Source organism: Nostoc sp. CENA543 (genome assembly GCF_002896875.1).
Taxonomy (GTDB): Bacteria; Cyanobacteriota; Cyanobacteriia; order Cyanobacteriales; family Nostocaceae; genus Trichormus.
The window spans coordinates 6,900,401-6,917,965 of record NZ_CP023278.1 but is presented as its reverse complement, the minus strand read 5'-3'; the positions used below and the strand labels follow the sequence as shown (position 1 = coordinate 6,917,965).

The window sequence follows — 17,565 nt, the reverse complement described above, 5'->3', positions numbered from 1 at the left end:
TTTTTAAAGTAGAAAAGCAGGTTCTTTAGAAACTTTTAAACCGAGTATAAATTCTAAATCAGACCTACAGGCTGTGATGCTAAAACTTCTTGATAAAGTTCTTCTAATTTAGTAATGTTTTTACTGAGCGTGTAAAGGTCTAGTACACGGTTTCTGGCTTTTTGTCCTAGCAAAGTTGTTAATTCAGGATGGTCTTGAAATAAAGGTAACAGAGTACGTAATTGCGATCGCGCCGTTTTCGGGTTAACAACAACTCCTGCACCTTTTTCTAAGACTTCGCCATCTGCACCGACATCTGTGGCTATACAAGCTAGTCCACAAGCCATCGCCTCTAATAAAGATAAAGACAATCCCTCCACTAATGAAGGCAAAATAAAGACATCTGCACCGCGTAAAATCTTAATGCGCCGCTCTTCATCAGCGACAAATCCTAGCCAGATAATACCGTATTCAGCACCATAAAATGGTTCTAAGGAAGCTCTTAAAGGGCCATCACCTACAACTAATAACTTGCTACCTGCTCCCATGTTGCCTTGCTTCCAAGCTCTCAATAGAGACTCTACATTTTTTTCGGGAGCGATTCTGCCTTGATAAACAAACAAACGTTCTGCTTTAAATTCTGCTTTAACTTCAGAATAACCAGGAGAGTATTTGTCTATATCTACACCATTGGGAATGACTGCGATTTTTTTGTCGCGTACACCCATATTTGCTAACAATTCTCGCTGAATTTGAGAAAAGACAATGACGCGATCATAGTTATCTAAAAAAGGTGCGTAGAGTTGATAGGCTAAAAGCTGTGTTCCTGAAATTAGCTTCGCCCCTTTCCCTGCAAATGGTGTATGAAATGTAGCCACTAGGGGCAAATTTAATTGATCACAAATTTCTGGTAGAAAAAAATCTAGGGGAGATAAAGTCAAAGAAGCGTGGACAATATCTGGTTTGATTTCCCTAAGTGACTCTGTTAAAACCTTTGTGGCTTTTAAAGTTGGTATGGTGTAAACCTGCGATTTATAAATGAAAGGCAAAGAAACTTCTTGAAAGTTTGGCCAATTGTCACTTTCAGATTCTTCTTGAGCAAAGTGTAGAAAGCTAACTTGATGCCCGCGATCTAACAAAGAGTTAGTAATTTCTCTACTGTAAGTAACGTTGCCACAAAAGGGTGACTTTTTTCCAATCCAGGCTATACGCATTCTTGATCAGCTATCAGAAGAGCAGGGTTGATTATTTATTTTGAATTGTTTGTTTTATCTGTCGGCTTGCTGGTTGCCTATTGCTTGTGTTTTCACTCTAAACTGACCATAAAAATCGGCTTGATTCTGTTATACAGCAGATAGTCTATGGGCTGATTTACTGTGTTTTTCACTTGTAAGTAGAAGTACGTTGATCACAGGGATTCCTGATAAGTATCAAACTGATTGCCAGCAAAGTTAAGTCAAATTTTTATGAGATCAGTTTAGCATGAAAGGTTTGGCTTTGAATGCAGGAGCGATCGCCTGGCATTGATAAAAAATTTGGATGAAATAGCTGATATTAATCACGGGAGTTATACCAAGTTAAAATCCCCCCAGAAATGACGATCGCGGCTAATCCCATAAATACAGCTTTTAACCCCACAAAGGTTTCCGCCACCCCTGCTAATGCTAAAGGTAGAGATAAGGCAATATTCACAACGTTATTCTGTAAGCCGAAGACCTTACCCCGCATAGCTGGTAGGGTTTCTGTTTGAATAGTTGTCTGCATGGGAATACCCACCAAAGCCCCAAACACACCCAGGGTTGTGACTAAAAGTAAGACTAAACCCAATTGTGTGGTAAATACAGACAAACCAATTAAAGATGCTGCCATACCTACACAGCCAAATAAGCTCAGTTGATTATAGGAAAAACGTTGCCCGAATTGACCAATCAAGGTCGCACCAATGGCAATTCCCACACCACCAGCCGCCAATAAAAAGCCGAACTGAGAAGCTTTTAAGTGAGGAATAATTTCTGCCATCCGCACAGCTAAAACTGTCAATGCGGCAAACACAGAAAATAAAATTGTCAGTTGCAGTAAGGCATTACGAACATGATAGTTCTCTTTGAGATAGCGTAACCCGTCCTGCAAGTCGGAAAACACATGAGGAAATTCCGTTTCTGGGGCGTGAGTTTTTTCGTTAGTGGCTAGTAATAGCAAAATAATACTGGCGATCGCATAGCTACCACCCACCAATAGTTCTTTCCCAAAGCCGTTATGACCACCCAGTTGCGCCCAAATCGTATCCGCCAAGGCAAGTAACGGTTCTCCCACTGCAAACCCCACAATTACCGATGCCATCATTGTGGTTGTATATAAAGAATTCGCTGAGAGTAAATCCTGTTCTTTAACTACTAAAGGAATCGCCGCCTGTTCTGCTGGGGCAAAAAACTGCGTCAAGGTAGACACTAAAAAAGTTACCGCCAAAATAATCGCAAAACCCACAGGTAGCATCCCGATGGGTTGCCAATCATGAGTCAACCACAGCAGCAGGGGAATCACTAAAACTAAAATGCCCCGCCAAGCATTAGTAGCAACTAACACAGCCTTTTTTGACCAGCGATCAACAAACACACCCGCCACCGAACCAAACAGCACAGCCGGAATCGTGAACGCCATCATTAAAGCCGATACCCAACCACTGATACTTTGATTACTGCCTTGGAATTCACTGTTAATCAAAGCAATCATCAATACTAAGTAGACTTTATCTGCTAGCTGACAAAATACCTGACCACCCCAAAGCGCGAGAAAGTTGGGATTTTTCAGGACAGCTCCAAAACCCTGCTGTGGCTGCTTATCGGACGTTGTGACTCCTCCAACACCAGAATCACCTGCTGATGGGGATTCTGTTTTTGGAGTAGTGGACTGTTGATGATTACTATGTCCATTAGTTTGTTCACCAGCAGGATTTTCATCTGGCTGCATTAGCTTTAAAGGTTCTGGTACATCTGGTTGAGTTTTTTCTGATGTCCAAGATTTATTTTGATGGGAAATGTCTTCACCGGACATTTCTTGGCTGTGGGTGTGAATGGGCAGAGAATGAGGAACAGCACTTAAATAACTGGGTGCAGTAGTAGGAGCTGATGCCCTATTCTGTTTTCTGGCGTGTGGGGGTGACAACGGCAGAATTTTCGTATCAAAATCAGACGGTTGCATCATGGTTGGCAGCAAAATAAGAATCGATTAAAGAGGCGGAGCGAATAGGGCGACCTAAATGATACTGAGCATACTGGCGTAAAATCTGCTCTACAGATAACCAGCTTTCATCTTTAATGGTGCTACTTTGCATTATCTCTGGTTGTGAGAGCTGTTGGAGCATCGCCAGTTCATAAGAATTTAATCTGACAGAAATCACGGGGATTTCTTGGCGATGGACAACGGTTTGGTATTCGGGGACTGGGGACTGGGGGTTGGGGACTGGGGACTGGGTAATGATTTTTCTCCCCTGCTCCCTGCCCCCCTGCCCCCCTGCTTCCCTACTCCCCTGCCCCCCTGCTTCCCTAATGGCGGCTTTTCGCAAATTTTCCCAAGCTTCTAAACAAACAATGCCACCTGATGAGATGCTAAAGCCTACTTGCCAATGGGGATTTGTCCAGTCTGGGGTGAGATGACGTTGAGTTAAACAACAGGTTTGGACTTGGGGGGTGAGTCCTGCTAATGCTAAGAAATGGAAAACCGCATGGGCGAGACAGGCTAAAATACTCGACTGCTGATTTTTGGGTACAGTTTCTAAACGCTGGAGATGTTCATTGAGTAATTCATATAGTTCTTCTTGGGGATGTTCAGTCAACGCCTGACAAAGAACTATTTCTGCTAAATACTGACTCGCTGCTAATTTTCCCAAATCTTGGGCTAAACCAGGATAGGTTTTCACTGTTTGGGCTTGAGTAATTTTATCGAGCGATCGCCCCTTAGCAATCAGTAGGTCATTGACTACAAACATCCCGCTTCTACCCCCAAGACTAGAATTGTGTTTGCGCGCACCTGGGGCTACTGCTCGAATCAACCCGAATTCCCTTGTCAAAATGGTTACTATTTTATCTGATTCTCCCAGCACCTGGGTTTTAAGATTAATACCCGTGGCTTTATAGGTTCTACTCATTAGTTAGGGACTTCCAGAAAATAAATTATCCAATTTCCGAGAGAAGACATTGTTATTTTTCCCCCTGCTCCCTGCCCTTCGGGTTCGCAGTCGCTCATGGGGGAAACCCCCAAGACCGCGCTGTCTCACCCCCTGCCCCTCTGCCTACACAGTGATAGTATATTTTTTAAGTGGGAAGTCCCTTATTAGTTCTTAGTCACTAGTCATTATGTGAAGACAAAGAATAAATGACAAATGACTCAGACTATCCATCTTTTTCCAAGTTATCGCGCCCTCGGATCAAATCAATACCGCGAGATGTACCTAATCTAGTTGCACCCGCTAATATTAAGTCTAAGGCTTGCTCTAGGGTACGAATTCCCCCAGAAGCTTTAATTCCGACTCTGTCGCGTGCAACTTCCTTCAACAGCCGTACATCAGAGACTGTCGCCCCACCATTCCAGCCTGTACTAGTTTTTAGGAAGGCTGCACCTGCATCCATTGCAATTTCAGCTGCTAGTTTTTTTTCTGCATCTGTCAATAGGTTAGTTTCCAAAATCACCTTGACTGTTTGCCCTGTCTCCTCGCAAATTTCCGCAATTTCTCGGTGAATAGCATCAGTTTTACCAATTTTTAACCAACCTAAATTCATGACTACATCTAACTCTGTAGCCCCGTTTTCTGTTGCTTCTTGCGCTTCATACAACTTCACTGCCCCCGTTGTCGCCCCTGTGGGAAAACCAATGACTGTACAAACTTTGGTTTTTTTCCCATGTAGAAGTTCTGTGGCTTGTTTGACATGAACGGGATATACACACACCGACGCAAAATTAAATCTATCAGCTTGTTGACACCATTGCTCAACCTGCTCTGGTGTAGCTGTTGGCGTTAACAGGGCATGATCGATAAATGGCGCAATATCAATATCTGGATAGTCTGCTGCCATCGTGTTTTTACCAAAATAAATGAACTATATGTGTTTATAAAAAAATAAGAATCTTATTACTAATTAAACCATATATATTCCGAGTCTAACTTGAAAGTGCTGTTAGCAGAGTGCGGTGTTAGCCGGTGGTGAGTTTTGTTAGCGGTAGCACGGCATTTAGTCTGTGATGAATGCTGAGTAAAAATCCATACTAATTATCCTAATTTGGTATTAGTTAGATATTAAATTTATTCCCAGATAAAAAATCATTATGCGGCTTACTGCATTCCAACCATAAATTAATTCAATGATTGAAAATAGCAAAAAATGCAAAGACACATATGAATAAAAATGTGTCTTTGCTGGCAATATAGATGAGTTAATTTTTGGTTAACTAACTACTAAACACCTCAACAGGTAAACGACTAAAGGACAATCTTTCATTCTGGACATCGACAAAAATTGTATCCCCATCGTTAAATTCACCGCGCAAAATCGCCTTAGCAATTTGCGTTTCTAACTCGCGCTGAATCGCCCGCTTTAGTGGACGCGCCCCGAATACAGGGTCATATCCTACTTCGGCTAAAAAGTCAAGAGCAGCTTCTGAGAGGCGTAGGGACATCTTGCGATCGCCCAATCTTTCCCGTAATCTTTCCACTTGTAATTGGACAATTTGCCGTAGTTCTCGCTTATCCAAACCGTGGAAGATAATAATTTCATCAATCCGATTCAGGAACTCAGGACGGAAACTACTCCGCATGGCTTCCATGACCCGATGACGCATTTCATCATAGCGGGAATCATCCCCAGCCACATCGAGAATATACTGTGAACCGATGTTGCTAGTCATAATAATAATGGTGTTTTTGAAGTCCACGGTATGACCTTGGGCATCAGTCACACGACCATCATCGAGAATTTGCAGGAAAATATTAAACACATCGGGGTGCGCTTTCTCGATTTCGTCAAACAGAATCACCGCGTAAGGACGGCGACGAATCGCTTCGGTGAGTTGTCCGCCTTCTTCGTAGCCTACATAACCAGGAGGCGCACCAATTAACCGCGAAACCGCGTGTTTCTCCATATATTCCGACATATCAATCCGCACCAATGCTTCTTCGGTGTCGAACATATACGCCGCCAACGCTTTGGCTAATTCGGTTTTACCTACGCCTGTGGGGCCGAGGAAGACAAAGCTAGCAATGGGACGATTCGGATCAGCCAAACCAGCACGCGATCGCTGAATCGCATCAGCCACAGCTGTCACCGCTTCTCGTTGTCCAATGACTCGGTGATGCAATTCGTCTTCTAAATGCAGGAGTTTTTCTTTCTCCGATTCCACTAATTTACTGATGGGAATCCCTGTCCACTTAGAAATAATTTCGGCAATATCCGCTTCGGTGACTTCCTCCCGCAATAGCGATTTGCCGGTTCTTTGGGCGTTAGCAAGTTCACTTTCGGCGGCTTCGAGTCGGCGATGTAAATCAGTTAACTTGCCATATTTTAATTCGGCGGCGCGGTTGAGGTCGTAGTTTCTCTCGGCTTGCTGAATTTCTAAGTTAACTTTGTCAATCTCTTCTTTGACAGACTGAATTTTGGTAATGATATCTTTTTCTGACTGCCATTGAGCATTGAGGGTTCTTTGTTCTTCTTTAAGATCCGCCAGTTCTTTTTCTAATCTTTCTAGCCGTTCACGAGAAGCTGCATCACTTTCTTTTTGCAAAGACAGTTTCTCCATTTCCAACTGCAAAATTTTGCGGTCGATTTCGTCTAGTTCTTCTGGCTTAGAAGTAATTTCCATTTTGAGCCTAGCGGCGGCTTCGTCTACCAAGTCAATGGCTTTATCTGGGAGGAAGCGATCGCTAATATAACGACTAGACAAGGTGGCGGCTGCAACTAAGGAACTATCGGAAATTTTCACCCCGTGGTGGACTTCATAGCGTTCTTTCAAGCCCCGCAAAATAGAGATGGTATCTTCTACACTGGGCTGATCTACGTAAACTTGTTGGAAACGTCTTTCTAAAGCTGCGTCTTTCTCTATATATTTACGATATTCATCTAAAGTAGTCGCCCCGATACAACGCAACTCACCCCGCGCCAACATGGGTTTAAGTAAGTTGCCCGCATCCATCGCGCCTTGAGTTGCACCTGCACCGACGACGGTATGAATTTCATCGATAAATAGAACTATATTCCCGCCGGATTCGGTGACTTCCTTTAAGACAGCTTTTAAACGTTCCTCAAATTCTCCTCGGAATTTTGCCCCCGCAATCATCGCCCCCATATCGAGAGAGATTAACTTGCGGTCTTTGAGAGATTGGGGAACATCACCCGCCACAATGCGCTGTGCTAGACCTTCCGCGATCGCAGTTTTACCCACACCTGGTTCACCAATCAACACAGGGTTATTTTTGGTACGGCGAGACAAAATTTGAATAGTGCGGCGAATTTCATCATCGCGCCCAATCACCGGATCAAGTTGACCTTGACGGGCTGCTTCTGTGAGGTCACGCCCGTATTTTTCCAGTGATTGGTACTTGCCTTCTGGATTTTGGTCGGTCACTTTTTGACTCCCACGAACTTGTTTAATAATATCTTTTAGTTTGTTTTCATCTAAACGGAATTCTTGAAATAAACCTTTGCCGAAGCGATCGTCTTTTGGGTAAGCCAGCAATAGGTGTTCAATAGAAATATATTCGTCTTGGAAATCTTTCCGATGTCCTTCAGCACGGTCTAACAGCGTATCTAAACTCCGCCCCAAGTATACAGAAGTGCTGTTTCCTGAGACTTTTGGTTGACGTTGGATAAATTGTTCAGTGCGATCGCTAATTTTTTGTAAGTTCACACCTGCTTTCGTCAAAATCCCACTGGCTAAACCCTCTTGTTCGAGGAGGGCTTTCATCAGGTGTTCGCTTTCTATCTGCTGTTGTTGATGCTGTTTAGCTATCTCAGGAGTGTGGGCGATCGCTTCCCAAGCTTTTTCTGTAAATTGGTTTGGATTAGTCGGTTGCATAGGCTGATTGAGGAACGTAGACGCGCAGATGCAAATAAAAATTAGGTCGGTGTTTTTGGAAGTCGGTGTTTTCGGAAGTCGGAAGTTAATTACCCCTTCCCCATTCCCAATTCCCTATTCCCAATTTCCTGCTATATATGGTTATTCTATGAATTCCAGCACCAATAGCTGGATCGGTCTTCACGTCTTCATCAGGTAGTAGTATTACCTTTTAGTTCATGCTGTTGAGTCTGCTTACCTGGGGATATGCGTAAGCCAGGAAAATCCCGCATCTTGTTTTCACTCGTGACAATACTGACAAATGTGCCATAAGTCACGGTCAGTTCATACTAGTCAATTGTCAAGACAGCGCAAAATAAACTCCAATTGAGTTGACGGTAGGCGGCTTCATTCATAAATATGACTTTTATCACAGTTATAATCGTGACTTTTGGCATATTTGGTCATTCATCTCGAATTTTATGATCAAGATAGTTTGGATTTCACCAAACTTACTTAATTGTCATGGTGTTATATTCACGGAGATGAATTCATTATGCTTAAACGTTTTCCAGTTATAGCTGCTACCTTAGCTGTTGCCAGTAGTATCAGTACACTTTTAAGTTTTGCGCCTCCCGCATCAGCACGAGAAATCATTACTTGTGAAAGTGTCAATAATCGCCGGAATGTCTGTTTTGTCGGCAGAGGGCAAGTTAGATTTGTCAGACAAGTATCTGACGCTAGTTGTAGAGGCAATTGGGGTTATATCCGCGATCGCGTTTGGGTGAGAAACGGTTGTCGCGCTCAATTTGCAGTTCCTGATAGATATAACAGAGGTGACAGATACAACCGAGGTGACAGATACAACCGAGATAGATACGACAGAGGTGACAGATACGAAAGACAGGAAAGATACGACCGAGATATAAGATATAACAGATACTAGAATGCAACGAATGGCGGCCAAATACGCCCGCTAGCAGCACTAAGTATCAGCAAAGGACAGCAAGCAAAAGTATTTAGCTGATTTTTTGTGTTTTAATTTATGGTTTCGCTGGGTTTTAGGTAAAGCAACTATTTTGACTAAAATTCTTGAATATCACAATCAATCTGATTTCAACGTAGAAATCGGTAGCTGTGGGTTAAGTGCAATGACTGTAAACAATTGCATTTAACCCACAGCTATTAGTACGATACAGTAATGTAAATATTTATCAAGAAATAAAATTAACTATTGACAAATGACTAAAAAACAGAAATTTCCTTATCTGCTGGGTTCTAAATGGACAGCCACAAAAAAAGTAGATGGTTGGAGACACTTTCAAGTCGTCAACCGCAAAAATCAAGGTAAGTGGGTTTACGCTGAGATGGTAGCCGCTTGTGACCCTCATGTCCGGTTTTGGATGAACGCCAAGTTATTGCAAGATGGTACGCAATGGCAAGCTGGATGGCAATCACTCCAAGAAATCGCTGCACTAGATACCGAAGCGACATCTTAGTCAAATCTAGATAATATTGGGAAAATTAATAATTTTTTACAAGCCCATTTTGTTTAACTAATCTACTTCAGACAAGCGCAGTTTACATATAGGCATCAAGGGTAGAATTCTTTACTGATCATGGCTTTTGGTCTATCAACTGATGACATCAATATGTAATTTGCGATCGGCTACGCTGGGCGGAACGCCATCGTCATTAGTCAAATCCAGTCTAGCCATATCACAGTGCTGATTCAAGCCTACTAAATCAATGGAAAATATTGATAATTCGTAATTTCGGATTTTTGTTTTTTGTAACTATTTTTATATATAAAGTTAAACAAAGACTTTTATATTAGTTTTTAAACATAAAAAATAGCATTTTAAAAAATTTAAGTTCTAATTTGTTTTAATTTAACTGTTTAATTTCTTATTTAGCGGTTTTTCAAATTTACACCCCCTTTATTTCCCGTGAAATTTCGACAATAATCACACTCACGTACCTCACACATTGCCATCTGCGGCTAGTAGTGCGTTTAACAAAAAACCATAAGAGGCAAACAAAAGTGAAATTAGCAGTTTACGGAAAAGGTGGGATTGGTAAATCTACAACTAGCTGTAATATTTCCGTCGCCCTAGCTAAACGCGGCAAAAAAGTGCTGCAAATTGGCTGTGATCCCAAGCACGACAGCACCTTTACCCTAACCGGATTTTTAATTCCCACTATTATTGATACCCTGCAAGAAAAAGATTATCACTACGAAGATGTCTGGCCAGAAGATGTCATTTACAAAGGCTATGGTGGTGTAGACTGCGTTGAAGCTGGTGGGCCACCTGCGGGTGCTGGCTGTGGTGGTTACGTCGTCGGTGAAACAGTGAAATTACTCAAGGAACTCAACGCCTTTGACGAGTATGATGTGATCTTGTTTGATGTCTTGGGTGACGTTGTTTGCGGCGGTTTTGCGGCACCACTCAATTATGCTGATTACTGCATGATTGTGACTGATAATGGCTTTGATGCTTTATTTGCTGCCAATCGCATAGCAGCTTCGGTGCGGGAAAAAGCACGAACTCACCCCCTGCGTCTAGCCGGATTAATTGGCAATCGTACCTCTAAGCGCGACTTGATTGAGAAGTATGTGGAATCAGTTCCAATGCCTGTGCTGGAAGTCTTGCCATTAATAGAAGATATTAGGGTGTCTCGCGTCAAGGGTAAAACTTTGTTTGAAATGGCAGAGTCAGACCCATCACTCAACTACGTGTGCGACTACTACCTCAACATCGCTGATCAAATTCTCGCCCGTCCCGAAGGAGTCGTTCCTAACGATGCTCCAGATCGGGAATTATTTACTTTGTTATCTGATTTTTATTTAAATCCGCGTAAACCACAGGTTGCTAATCCTGAAGAGGAATTAGACTTGATGATTGTATAAATCATCTAGTTTCAGGATGGGGGTCAATCAATGGCTTTCTTTCATAGCTTTACGGATTCGATTAGACAAAAGTGGTTGCAATTTTTCCAAGCCAACCGTGATTGGATTAAACTCCACATGGAAGTGGAGTCAGTATATACACCCGACGGTGGTAAGCGACCGCCTTCTTACCTCATCCTGGGAGTGATCAACGCGCTAGATCCAAAATTAGCGCAGTTAATGTTTCCTTTCGCTAAATTAAATCCCGATGCGGATACTTTAATTGAGGTACTGGAATTAAACTTTGACCCAGACATCGCTCTCGGTAACAGTGCAATTACTGACACGGAATCATCTCCCATCAGTATCAGGGAAAATACGCAAGATGATGACTTTGCTGTTCCTCATACCAATACATACAGTGAAGATACTGACTCCCATACGCTGATCGTGGGCGATATGGAAGACAACTTCAATGAAATCGCCGGTAGTCAAGAGGAAGATGGCTTTGAGGAAGTTTCCTTTGATCTAACAACTTCATCAGCCGAAAGATTAGAAGAGCAAATGCTTGCGGATTTGAATTCGCCAGATGAGAGTGCTTTCAGTGACGTGTTATCCGATGTTTGGGGTGATGAAACATCCTTACAAAAGGGTGAAGAAAGCAATGATTTCATGGGGGAAGAATTACCAAGTGGGGTTTTTGATGAATCAGAAATTGCCCGTCTCTTCCCCAACGCCTAAATATGGCTAGGGAGTAGGGAATCAGAAATCGGGAATCGGGAGTAGGGTGTAATACTACTCACTACTTCCACGCCTGGTATCGTCCCTATTTCATCTGCCTGGAGATATAAAGGGGAGAAAAATTCACATGACCATCGCGCAAGAATCGACAGCTTTAAATTTTGAGTGTGAAACTGGAAATTACCACACCTTTTGTCCAATTAGCTGTGTGGCCTGGTTATATCAAAAAATCGAAGATAGTTTCTTTTTAGTGATTGGTACTAAGACTTGTGGGTATTTCCTACAAAACGCGATGGGGGTGATGATTTTTGCCGAACCCCGTTATGCAATGGCAGAGTTAGAAGAAGGGGATATTTCAGCACAACTCAATGATTATGAAGAGTTAAAGCGATTGTGTGAACAGATTAAACGCGATCGCAATCCTAGTGTCATTGTGTGGATTGGCACTTGCACCACCGAAATCATCAAAATGGACTTGGAAGGTTTAGCACCCAAGTTAGAAGGTGAAATTGGTATTCCTATCGTCGTGGCGCGTGCTAACGGCTTAGATTACGCCTTTACCCAAGGGGAAGACACCGTGTTAGCTGCAATGGCTAACCGTTGTCCTAGTCAAGTTCCGGTAGCGGAAAGCGAAAAACATGAGCGTAACGCTATTCAAAAGCTGCTCAATTTCGGTAAGAAAAAAGAAGAAGTAGTTCAAGAAGAATCAGAGTATGTAGATCATCCCCCCTTGGTTCTTTTCGGTTCTCTACCTGATCCCGTGGTGACTCAGTTAACCCTAGAACTCAAAAAACAAGGAATTCAAGTTTCCGGCTGGCTACCCGCAAAACGCTTTACCGAACTCCCAGTGATAGAAGAAGGGTATTATGTCGCTGGTGTCAACCCCTTCCTCAGTCGCACCGCTACCACCTTAATGCGCCGACGCAAATGTAAACTCATCGGCGCACCCTTCCCCATCGGCCCCGATGGAACTCGCGCTTGGATTGAAAAAATCTGCTCGGTATTTGGGATTACACCCCAAGGTTTAGAAGAACGGGAAGCGCAAATTTGGGCGGGGTTGGAAGATTACGTCAAATTAATTCGGGGTAAATCTGTATTTTTCATGGGTGACAACTTGCTAGAAGTTTCCTTAGCACGGTTCCTAGTACGCTGCGGGATGACTGTACATGAAGTTGGTATCCCCTATATGGATAAACGCTATCAAGCGGCTGAGTTAGCCATGTTAGAGAAAGCCTGTCAAGAAATGGGTGTACCCCTGCCAAAAATTGTCGAGAAACCAGATAATTACAACCAAGTACAGCGAATTTATGATTTGCAGCCAGATTTAGTCATTACTGGGATGGCGCACGCTAACCCCTTAGAAGCACGAGGGATCAATACAAAATGGTCTGTGGAGTTTACTTTTGCTCAAATTCACGGTTTTACCAATGCGCGTGACATTTTAGAGTTAGTAACTCGTCCACTGCGTCGTAATCATAATTTGAAAGATTTAGGTTGGGATAAGTTGGTGAAAGAAGAAGCGAAGATTTGAATTTCGGTTTTGAGATAATTAATTATTTTAGAGGCGAACCTGTGTTCGCCTTTTTTTATGTTTCGCGCATTCGCCGCCAGGCGTTCCGCTTGCGGTAGGCGCAAAGGCGCGAACGAAAAAAGTATGTTTAAGAGGATAGTGAGATTTGTAAGGACGTGGATGGAATGATATACATTAATTCTGCGCCGTTTGGTTGATTCTCTGTAGGCGTTAATTTAAGCCATTCATGAAAGCTGATGCCTAGTTGAGATATTGCCTGTATTTCTGTTTGATAAGATTCAAATCGGCGATTAGTTTCAATGATGGCTTCTAATGTTGCCAAAATTTTAGGGAGACGTGAATAAATTTCTGGCTTGGGATCATCCCAGAAAGCTTTGCCAACCCAATCTATTCTTACATCCCAAACTGCTGTAGGTAGCGACTCTACCCATTTATTTGGATCTTGTAATACTTGAAAAAGATTCTCTCGTTGCATCTCAAATACTGAGTTTTCGTCTAAAGTGGGATCAATCCATTGGTAAATATTTGTTAATCTCCGCAAATCAATATGACCTTTTAGTTGAGGTTGTAAATAGGCTGCTGGATTAGAAGTGAGTAAAATATCAACATATTTCTGAATCCGAGAACGGATAACTCTAGCTCCCTCTTGGAAACGTCGAAGTGCTGTCTCATGTTCTTCTAATTCGAGATAGCAACGTGCTTCTGAAATATATGCTAAAGATAACGTAAATAAATATTCACTAGCAATTTGACTTTTTTGCTCAATTTCAGCATCGGTATAGTCAGCATAAATATGTTCTGCTTCTAAAAAGCGATTGATTGCTTGTAAAGCACTACTTCTACGATTTTCTAATTTAGTCATTGTGAAAGCATTAACAGCTAATTCTATAGCAGCACGAAAATTAGCATAAAAACTCCGATCAATTTTGTGATTGACTTTATTTAATAGTGTTTCTACGTTTTGTAAACGTTGTTCCACCTCCTTGAGACGCTGTGCGATCACGGCAAAACCCATCACTGAAACACCAAGGCTTAGAACACTAGCAGCAGTAGTTATCTGCAACATTCCTTGAGTTAGTTGTAACGTTTGCTGAATATTACCTAACTGATTTTCAATACCACCTAAACGGTTATTAACATCAGAAAATCCCTTAGCAGAAATTGCTACATTTGCACCTGAAACAATTAGATTGATTACTCCATTGATAGGATCTAAAGTGATGGGTAGTCCTCTAGAAGCAGAAGGACTGAATTCCCTTAACCAAGTAATAACTCGCTTACTAGCAACTTCTCTGATTACACCCCCAACCCTTTCAAATGTTCCATCCGCTAATCCTTTAGCAATCCAATCAGTAAGCATAAAAGTTACTGTGACAGGTAAACTCATAATATTCTCCTAATTACTAAAGCCTCAGTAGCACAATAAGTGATATTGTCCATATGCAGCAGCTAGCTGCCTTTTAGCTATTATTCCCAATTTTGGTTAGAGAATATCTCATGAAATAGCGATCGCTCTCTTTTCACGAAATATAGATAATGGAATATAGGGAGCGATCGCCAAAAAATGTCATTAGTTCGATAGAGTTAAAATAAAGTAAGAAATATTATCTACTAAAAATTATGCTGAGTGGAATTAAGCAAAAGGCTATTGTCGGTAAAGATGGTAAAATTGAACTTTCTACAACCGAATTACCAGAAGGGACGATTGTAGAAGTGATAGTTCTAGTTGAACAGCCAACAGAAGAAGATGAAACTACTTATCTTCTTAAATCAGAAGCTAATAAAAAACATCTATTTAAAGCTTTAGAAAATGTAGAGAAAGGAAATCTAATCTATGTTGATTTAGATGAATATGAAAAAGATAGCATTTGAGCCAGAAGCCTTTGAGCAACTAGGTCAGTGGACAATAGAAGATAAGAAAGTTTTGAAAAAGATATTGGATCTAATTAAAGATATCCAAAGAGAACCATTTTCAGGAATCGGTAAACCTGAACCCCTGAAATATGAGTTGCAAGGTTATTGGTCAAGGCGAATTACAGATGAGCATAGATTAGTTTACCAAATAGAAGAAGATTTAATAATTATTTTGTCATGTAAATATCATTATGATGAATAAAAAAATGCCCAAAACTGAAATAAGTTTGGGCATGATTGCAGATAAATTTTTATTTGGTAGTTACAGGTCATTAACAAGTTAAAAAACTAATCAACTTGTTAATAAGCACCACTATTTTTATTAAAAATAACAGCAATAGTCTTGAAAATTAACTTCAAGTCGTATATCAAATTCCAGTTTTTCTGATATTGCAAATCTAACCTAATCACATCTTCAAAACTGCGAACTTTAGACCTACCGTTAACTTGCCATTCCCCAGTCATACCGGGTTTAACATCAAGACGTTGCCATTCTGGAACTTCATAGCGTTCCACTTCATCGGGTGTAGGCGGTCTAGTCCCTACTAAACTCATGTCGCCTTTTAAGACGTTCCAAAATTGCGGAAACTCATCTAAACTAGTCCGGCGCAAAAACTTGCCAACGCGCGTCACGCGGGGATCATTTTCGTTTTTGAAAAAAGCACCCTGGACTTGGTTCTTCACTTGGGCTTTTTTCGCCTCTGCGTCTACACACATTGAGCGAAATTTCCAAATTTTAAAGCGTTTCCCCATCCAACCGCAGCGAGTTTGACCGAAGAAAATCGGGCCGGGATCATCAATTTGAATCGCAATGAAAATAGGAATTAACAAAATTCCCGTGATTACCAAACCCACCAACGCACCGACGATATCTATAAATCGTTTCATCCAAGACGCTACGGAGGGATGAGTAGTGGGAAGAGGTTCTATTTTACGAGATGAAGTCTTTTGAGTATCTGTAACACTATCAGATGTTACGGGTGATGTTTCGCTACTAGACTCAATAGCAAAAACCTTATCTAGTCCTGTGAGATTCAATACTGCCATGACTTGGGGGGTGACATTCCGCAAGATCATCGCAATTTCTTTTTCTTGGGTGGTTTTAAAACTACTCACCAAAGCACCTAAACCACTACTATCCATAAAAGTGGTTTGCTGAAAATCAATAATGATTTGCTTGGGATGGTTATTTCCTTGGGCTAAATTTTGGCAGGTTTGCTTAAAGCTCACCGCTTCAAGCACGCTTAGACGCGCAGATACCTGCACTATTACCGTTTCATTTAAGGTAGTAACTGGAAAATTTACCTCAGTGGGTTGGCTAGTCATGAAGCTCTGCACTTTCGTTGCCATATAAATTTAATCAGCCAAACATTATTTTGTCCTAGAAAATCACCTAACCTCATGTTAAATAAGTAGGAATAATGGCTCATAGTTAGTTTTATAGGTTTAGTAAGAGATTGCCTGCACGATTCACAATAGAACAAGAAGAAGTTGAAAACTTACTTGTTGTTGAATTGATACAGGGCGATCGCTCTTTTACTATCCTATGACTGCTAACACTACAGCCGCACCTACAGCACGCCTGATTGAGGTCTTTTCTGCTATTCAAGGAGAAGGATTGAATGTCGGGACACGTCAAATTTTTATTCGCTTTGCTTTTTGTGACTTACGTTGCCACTTTTGCGATAGTGTCCATACTTGGAATGCTCCTGCTGACTGTAGGATCGAGCGAACGCCCGGATTCCGAGATTTTGAAATTCACTCCAACCCTGTCTCAATCGCAGTCTTATTAGAATGGATTGCACGGCAGAATTTACCTTGTTTACACGATAGCATTAGCTTAACAGGAGGAGAACCACTTCTTCATGCAGGTTTCTTAAAGGAATTTCTGCCCCAAGTGCGATCGCTCACTAGTTTGCCTATATACTTGGAAACCGGCGGACATCGCCCAGAACAGTTGGCCATGATATTACCATATCTAGATTCTGTCGGTATGGATTTAAAACTTCCCAGCGTCAGTGGTGAATCCTATTGGTCAGAACATATGAAGTTTCTACAAATTTGTTATCCAAATTCAGAAACCTTCATTAAAATAATTATTTCCCAACACACAGATACCCATGAATTAGAGCAGGCTGCCTTGTTAGTGGCAGATGTTAGCCCTGAAATTCCTGTATTTTTACAACCTGTTACGCCTTTAATGGAATCTGAATCATCAAATCAAACCCCTATCCTTGCCCCCACACCAGCACAGGTTTTAGCTTGGCAAACTTTGATGAAAAAGATTTTAAAACAAGTGCGTGTTATTCCTCAGACTCACAAAATGTTAAATCAACTTTGAAGGAGGTAGGAGGTAATACCAATTCAAAATTCAAAATGACGCTCGCGGACTCGCTAACGCGGTGCTAACAAAATTCAAAATTAAGAAATTCAGATTTTACAAGGATTTCTGTCCTTGTATATGTTTCAT

General features: G+C 41.6%; 16 protein-coding genes. 8 read left to right on the top strand and 8 right to left on the bottom strand.

Features of this window, described 5'->3' with window-relative positions; all coding sequences use genetic code 11:
* Positions 1-53 precede the first annotated feature (53 nt).
* From CLI64_RS29075 to CLI64_RS32060, 6 genes are all read right to left on the bottom strand, one after another.
* Positions 54-1,193, bottom strand: a complete 1,140-nt coding sequence (locus CLI64_RS29075; RefSeq protein ID WP_103140451.1) for a glycosyltransferase family 4 protein — start codon at positions 1,191-1,193, stop codon at positions 54-56.
* 340 nt (positions 1,194-1,533) lie between these two features.
* Positions 1,534-3,180 (bottom strand): MFS transporter, encoded by a 1,647-nt coding sequence (locus CLI64_RS29070; RefSeq protein ID WP_374703952.1) that lies wholly within the window; start codon positions 3,178-3,180, stop codon positions 1,534-1,536.
* Positions 3,164-4,123 carry a DNA repair protein RecO gene (gene recO / locus CLI64_RS29065; protein WP_103140449.1) on the bottom strand — a complete coding sequence of 320 codons (960 nt, stop codon included), beginning with the start codon at positions 4,121-4,123 and terminating at the stop codon, positions 3,164-3,166. The genes CLI64_RS29070 and recO overlap by 17 nt, the downstream gene beginning before the upstream one ends.
* Positions 4,124-4,367: 244 nt before the next feature.
* Positions 4,368-5,048 carry a deoxyribose-phosphate aldolase gene (gene deoC / locus CLI64_RS29060; RefSeq protein ID WP_103140448.1) on the bottom strand — a complete coding sequence of 227 codons (681 nt, stop codon included), beginning with the start codon at positions 5,046-5,048 and terminating at the stop codon, positions 4,368-4,370.
* 373 nt (positions 5,049-5,421) lie between these two features.
* A complete protein-coding gene (gene clpB, locus CLI64_RS29055) occupies positions 5,422-8,040 on the bottom strand; it encodes an ATP-dependent chaperone ClpB (RefSeq protein WP_103140447.1) in 2,619 nt (872 codons plus the stop codon).
* A gap of 191 nt (positions 8,041-8,231) precedes the next feature.
* Positions 8,232-8,357 (bottom strand): hypothetical protein, encoded by a 126-nt coding sequence (locus CLI64_RS32060; RefSeq protein ID WP_264082478.1) that lies wholly within the window; start codon positions 8,355-8,357, stop codon positions 8,232-8,234.
* 218 nt (positions 8,358-8,575) lie between these two features.
* On the opposite strand from CLI64_RS32060, the gene CLI64_RS29050 reads away from it, so the two are divergent.
* The 5 genes from CLI64_RS29050 (at position 8,576) to CLI64_RS29030 (ending at position 13,181) form a co-directional block, all read left to right on the top strand.
* Positions 8,576-8,965 carry a DUF3011 domain-containing protein gene (locus CLI64_RS29050; protein WP_103140446.1) on the top strand — a complete coding sequence of 130 codons (390 nt, stop codon included), beginning with the start codon at positions 8,576-8,578 and terminating at the stop codon, positions 8,963-8,965.
* Positions 8,966-9,260: 295 nt separating this feature from the next.
* A complete protein-coding gene (locus tag CLI64_RS29045) occupies positions 9,261-9,518 on the top strand; it encodes a TIGR02450 family Trp-rich protein (protein WP_103140445.1) in 258 nt (85 codons plus the stop codon).
* A 545-nt stretch (positions 9,519-10,063) separates the two neighbouring features.
* Positions 10,064-10,930 carry a ferredoxin:protochlorophyllide reductase (ATP-dependent) iron-sulfur ATP-binding protein gene (bchL, locus tag CLI64_RS29040; RefSeq protein ID WP_067771601.1) on the top strand — a complete coding sequence of 289 codons (867 nt, stop codon included), beginning with the start codon at positions 10,064-10,066 and terminating at the stop codon, positions 10,928-10,930.
* A 30-nt stretch (positions 10,931-10,960) separates the two neighbouring features.
* Positions 10,961-11,650 carry a DUF5331 domain-containing protein gene (locus tag CLI64_RS29035; RefSeq protein WP_103140443.1) on the top strand — a complete coding sequence of 230 codons (690 nt, stop codon included), beginning with the start codon at positions 10,961-10,963 and terminating at the stop codon, positions 11,648-11,650.
* A 127-nt stretch (positions 11,651-11,777) separates the two neighbouring features.
* Positions 11,778-13,181, top strand: a complete 1,404-nt coding sequence (locus CLI64_RS29030) for a ferredoxin:protochlorophyllide reductase (ATP-dependent) subunit N (RefSeq protein WP_103140442.1) — start codon at positions 11,778-11,780, stop codon at positions 13,179-13,181.
* Positions 13,182-13,308: 127 nt separating this feature from the next.
* On the opposite strand, the gene CLI64_RS29025 is transcribed toward CLI64_RS29030, so the two are convergent.
* On the bottom strand, positions 13,309-14,568 hold the full coding sequence (locus CLI64_RS29025; protein WP_103140441.1) for a hypothetical protein: 1,260 nt from the start codon (positions 14,566-14,568) through the stop codon (positions 13,309-13,311).
* 233 nt (positions 14,569-14,801) lie between these two features.
* Between CLI64_RS29025 and CLI64_RS29020 the strand changes: the two genes are divergently transcribed.
* The gene (locus CLI64_RS29020) at positions 14,802-15,053 is read left to right on the top strand and encodes a hypothetical protein (protein ID WP_103140440.1); all 252 of its coding nucleotides are present in this window, start codon (positions 14,802-14,804) and stop codon (positions 15,051-15,053) included.
* Positions 15,034-15,297 carry a Txe/YoeB family addiction module toxin gene (locus tag CLI64_RS29015; protein ID WP_103140439.1) on the top strand — a complete coding sequence of 88 codons (264 nt, stop codon included), beginning with the start codon at positions 15,034-15,036 and terminating at the stop codon, positions 15,295-15,297. Before CLI64_RS29020 ends, CLI64_RS29015 begins: the two co-directional genes overlap by 20 nt.
* Before the next feature lie 98 nt (positions 15,298-15,395).
* Here CLI64_RS29015 and CLI64_RS29010 read toward each other — a convergent pair whose 3' ends face one another.
* The gene (locus tag CLI64_RS29010; RefSeq protein ID WP_103140438.1) at positions 15,396-16,445 is read right to left on the bottom strand and encodes an anti-sigma factor antagonist; all 1,050 of its coding nucleotides are present in this window, start codon (positions 16,443-16,445) and stop codon (positions 15,396-15,398) included.
* A gap of 196 nt (positions 16,446-16,641) precedes the next feature.
* Between CLI64_RS29010 and CLI64_RS29005 the strand changes: the two genes are divergently transcribed.
* On the top strand, positions 16,642-17,436 hold the full coding sequence (locus tag CLI64_RS29005) for a 7-carboxy-7-deazaguanine synthase QueE (protein ID WP_103140437.1): 795 nt from the start codon (positions 16,642-16,644) through the stop codon (positions 17,434-17,436).
* The last annotated feature ends 129 nt before the right edge of the window (positions 17,437-17,565 follow it).

Coding starts and splice junctions, on each gene's coding strand:
- CLI64_RS29075 (WP_103140451.1), bottom strand. CDS start 1,193: ATGCGTATAGCCTGGATTGGAAAAAAGTCACCCTTTTGTGGCAACGTT.
- clpB (WP_103140447.1), bottom strand. CDS start 8,040: ATGCAACCGACTAATCCAAACCAATTTACAGAAAAAGCTTGGGAAGCG.
- CLI64_RS29005 (WP_103140437.1), top strand. CDS start 16,642: ATGACTGCTAACACTACAGCCGCACCTACAGCACGCCTGATTGAGGTC.
- recO (WP_103140449.1), bottom strand. CDS start 4,123: ATGAGTAGAACCTATAAAGCCACGGGTATTAATCTTAAAACCCAGGTG.
- CLI64_RS29015 (WP_103140439.1), top strand. CDS start 15,034: ATGAAAAAGATAGCATTTGAGCCAGAAGCCTTTGAGCAACTAGGTCAG.
- CLI64_RS29070 (WP_374703952.1), bottom strand. CDS start 3,180: ATGATGCAACCGTCTGATTTTGATACGAAAATTCTGCCGTTGTCACCC.
- CLI64_RS29035 (WP_103140443.1), top strand. CDS start 10,961: ATGGCTTTCTTTCATAGCTTTACGGATTCGATTAGACAAAAGTGGTTG.
- CLI64_RS29020 (WP_103140440.1), top strand. CDS start 14,802: ATGCTGAGTGGAATTAAGCAAAAGGCTATTGTCGGTAAAGATGGTAAA.
- CLI64_RS29050 (WP_103140446.1), top strand. CDS start 8,576: ATGCTTAAACGTTTTCCAGTTATAGCTGCTACCTTAGCTGTTGCCAGT.
- CLI64_RS29045 (WP_103140445.1), top strand. CDS start 9,261: ATGACTAAAAAACAGAAATTTCCTTATCTGCTGGGTTCTAAATGGACA.
- CLI64_RS29030 (WP_103140442.1), top strand. CDS start 11,778: ATGACCATCGCGCAAGAATCGACAGCTTTAAATTTTGAGTGTGAAACT.
- deoC (WP_103140448.1), bottom strand. CDS start 5,048: ATGGCAGCAGACTATCCAGATATTGATATTGCGCCATTTATCGATCAT.
- CLI64_RS29025 (WP_103140441.1), bottom strand. CDS start 14,568: ATGAGTTTACCTGTCACAGTAACTTTTATGCTTACTGATTGGATTGCT.
- CLI64_RS29010 (WP_103140438.1), bottom strand. CDS start 16,445: ATGGCAACGAAAGTGCAGAGCTTCATGACTAGCCAACCCACTGAGGTA.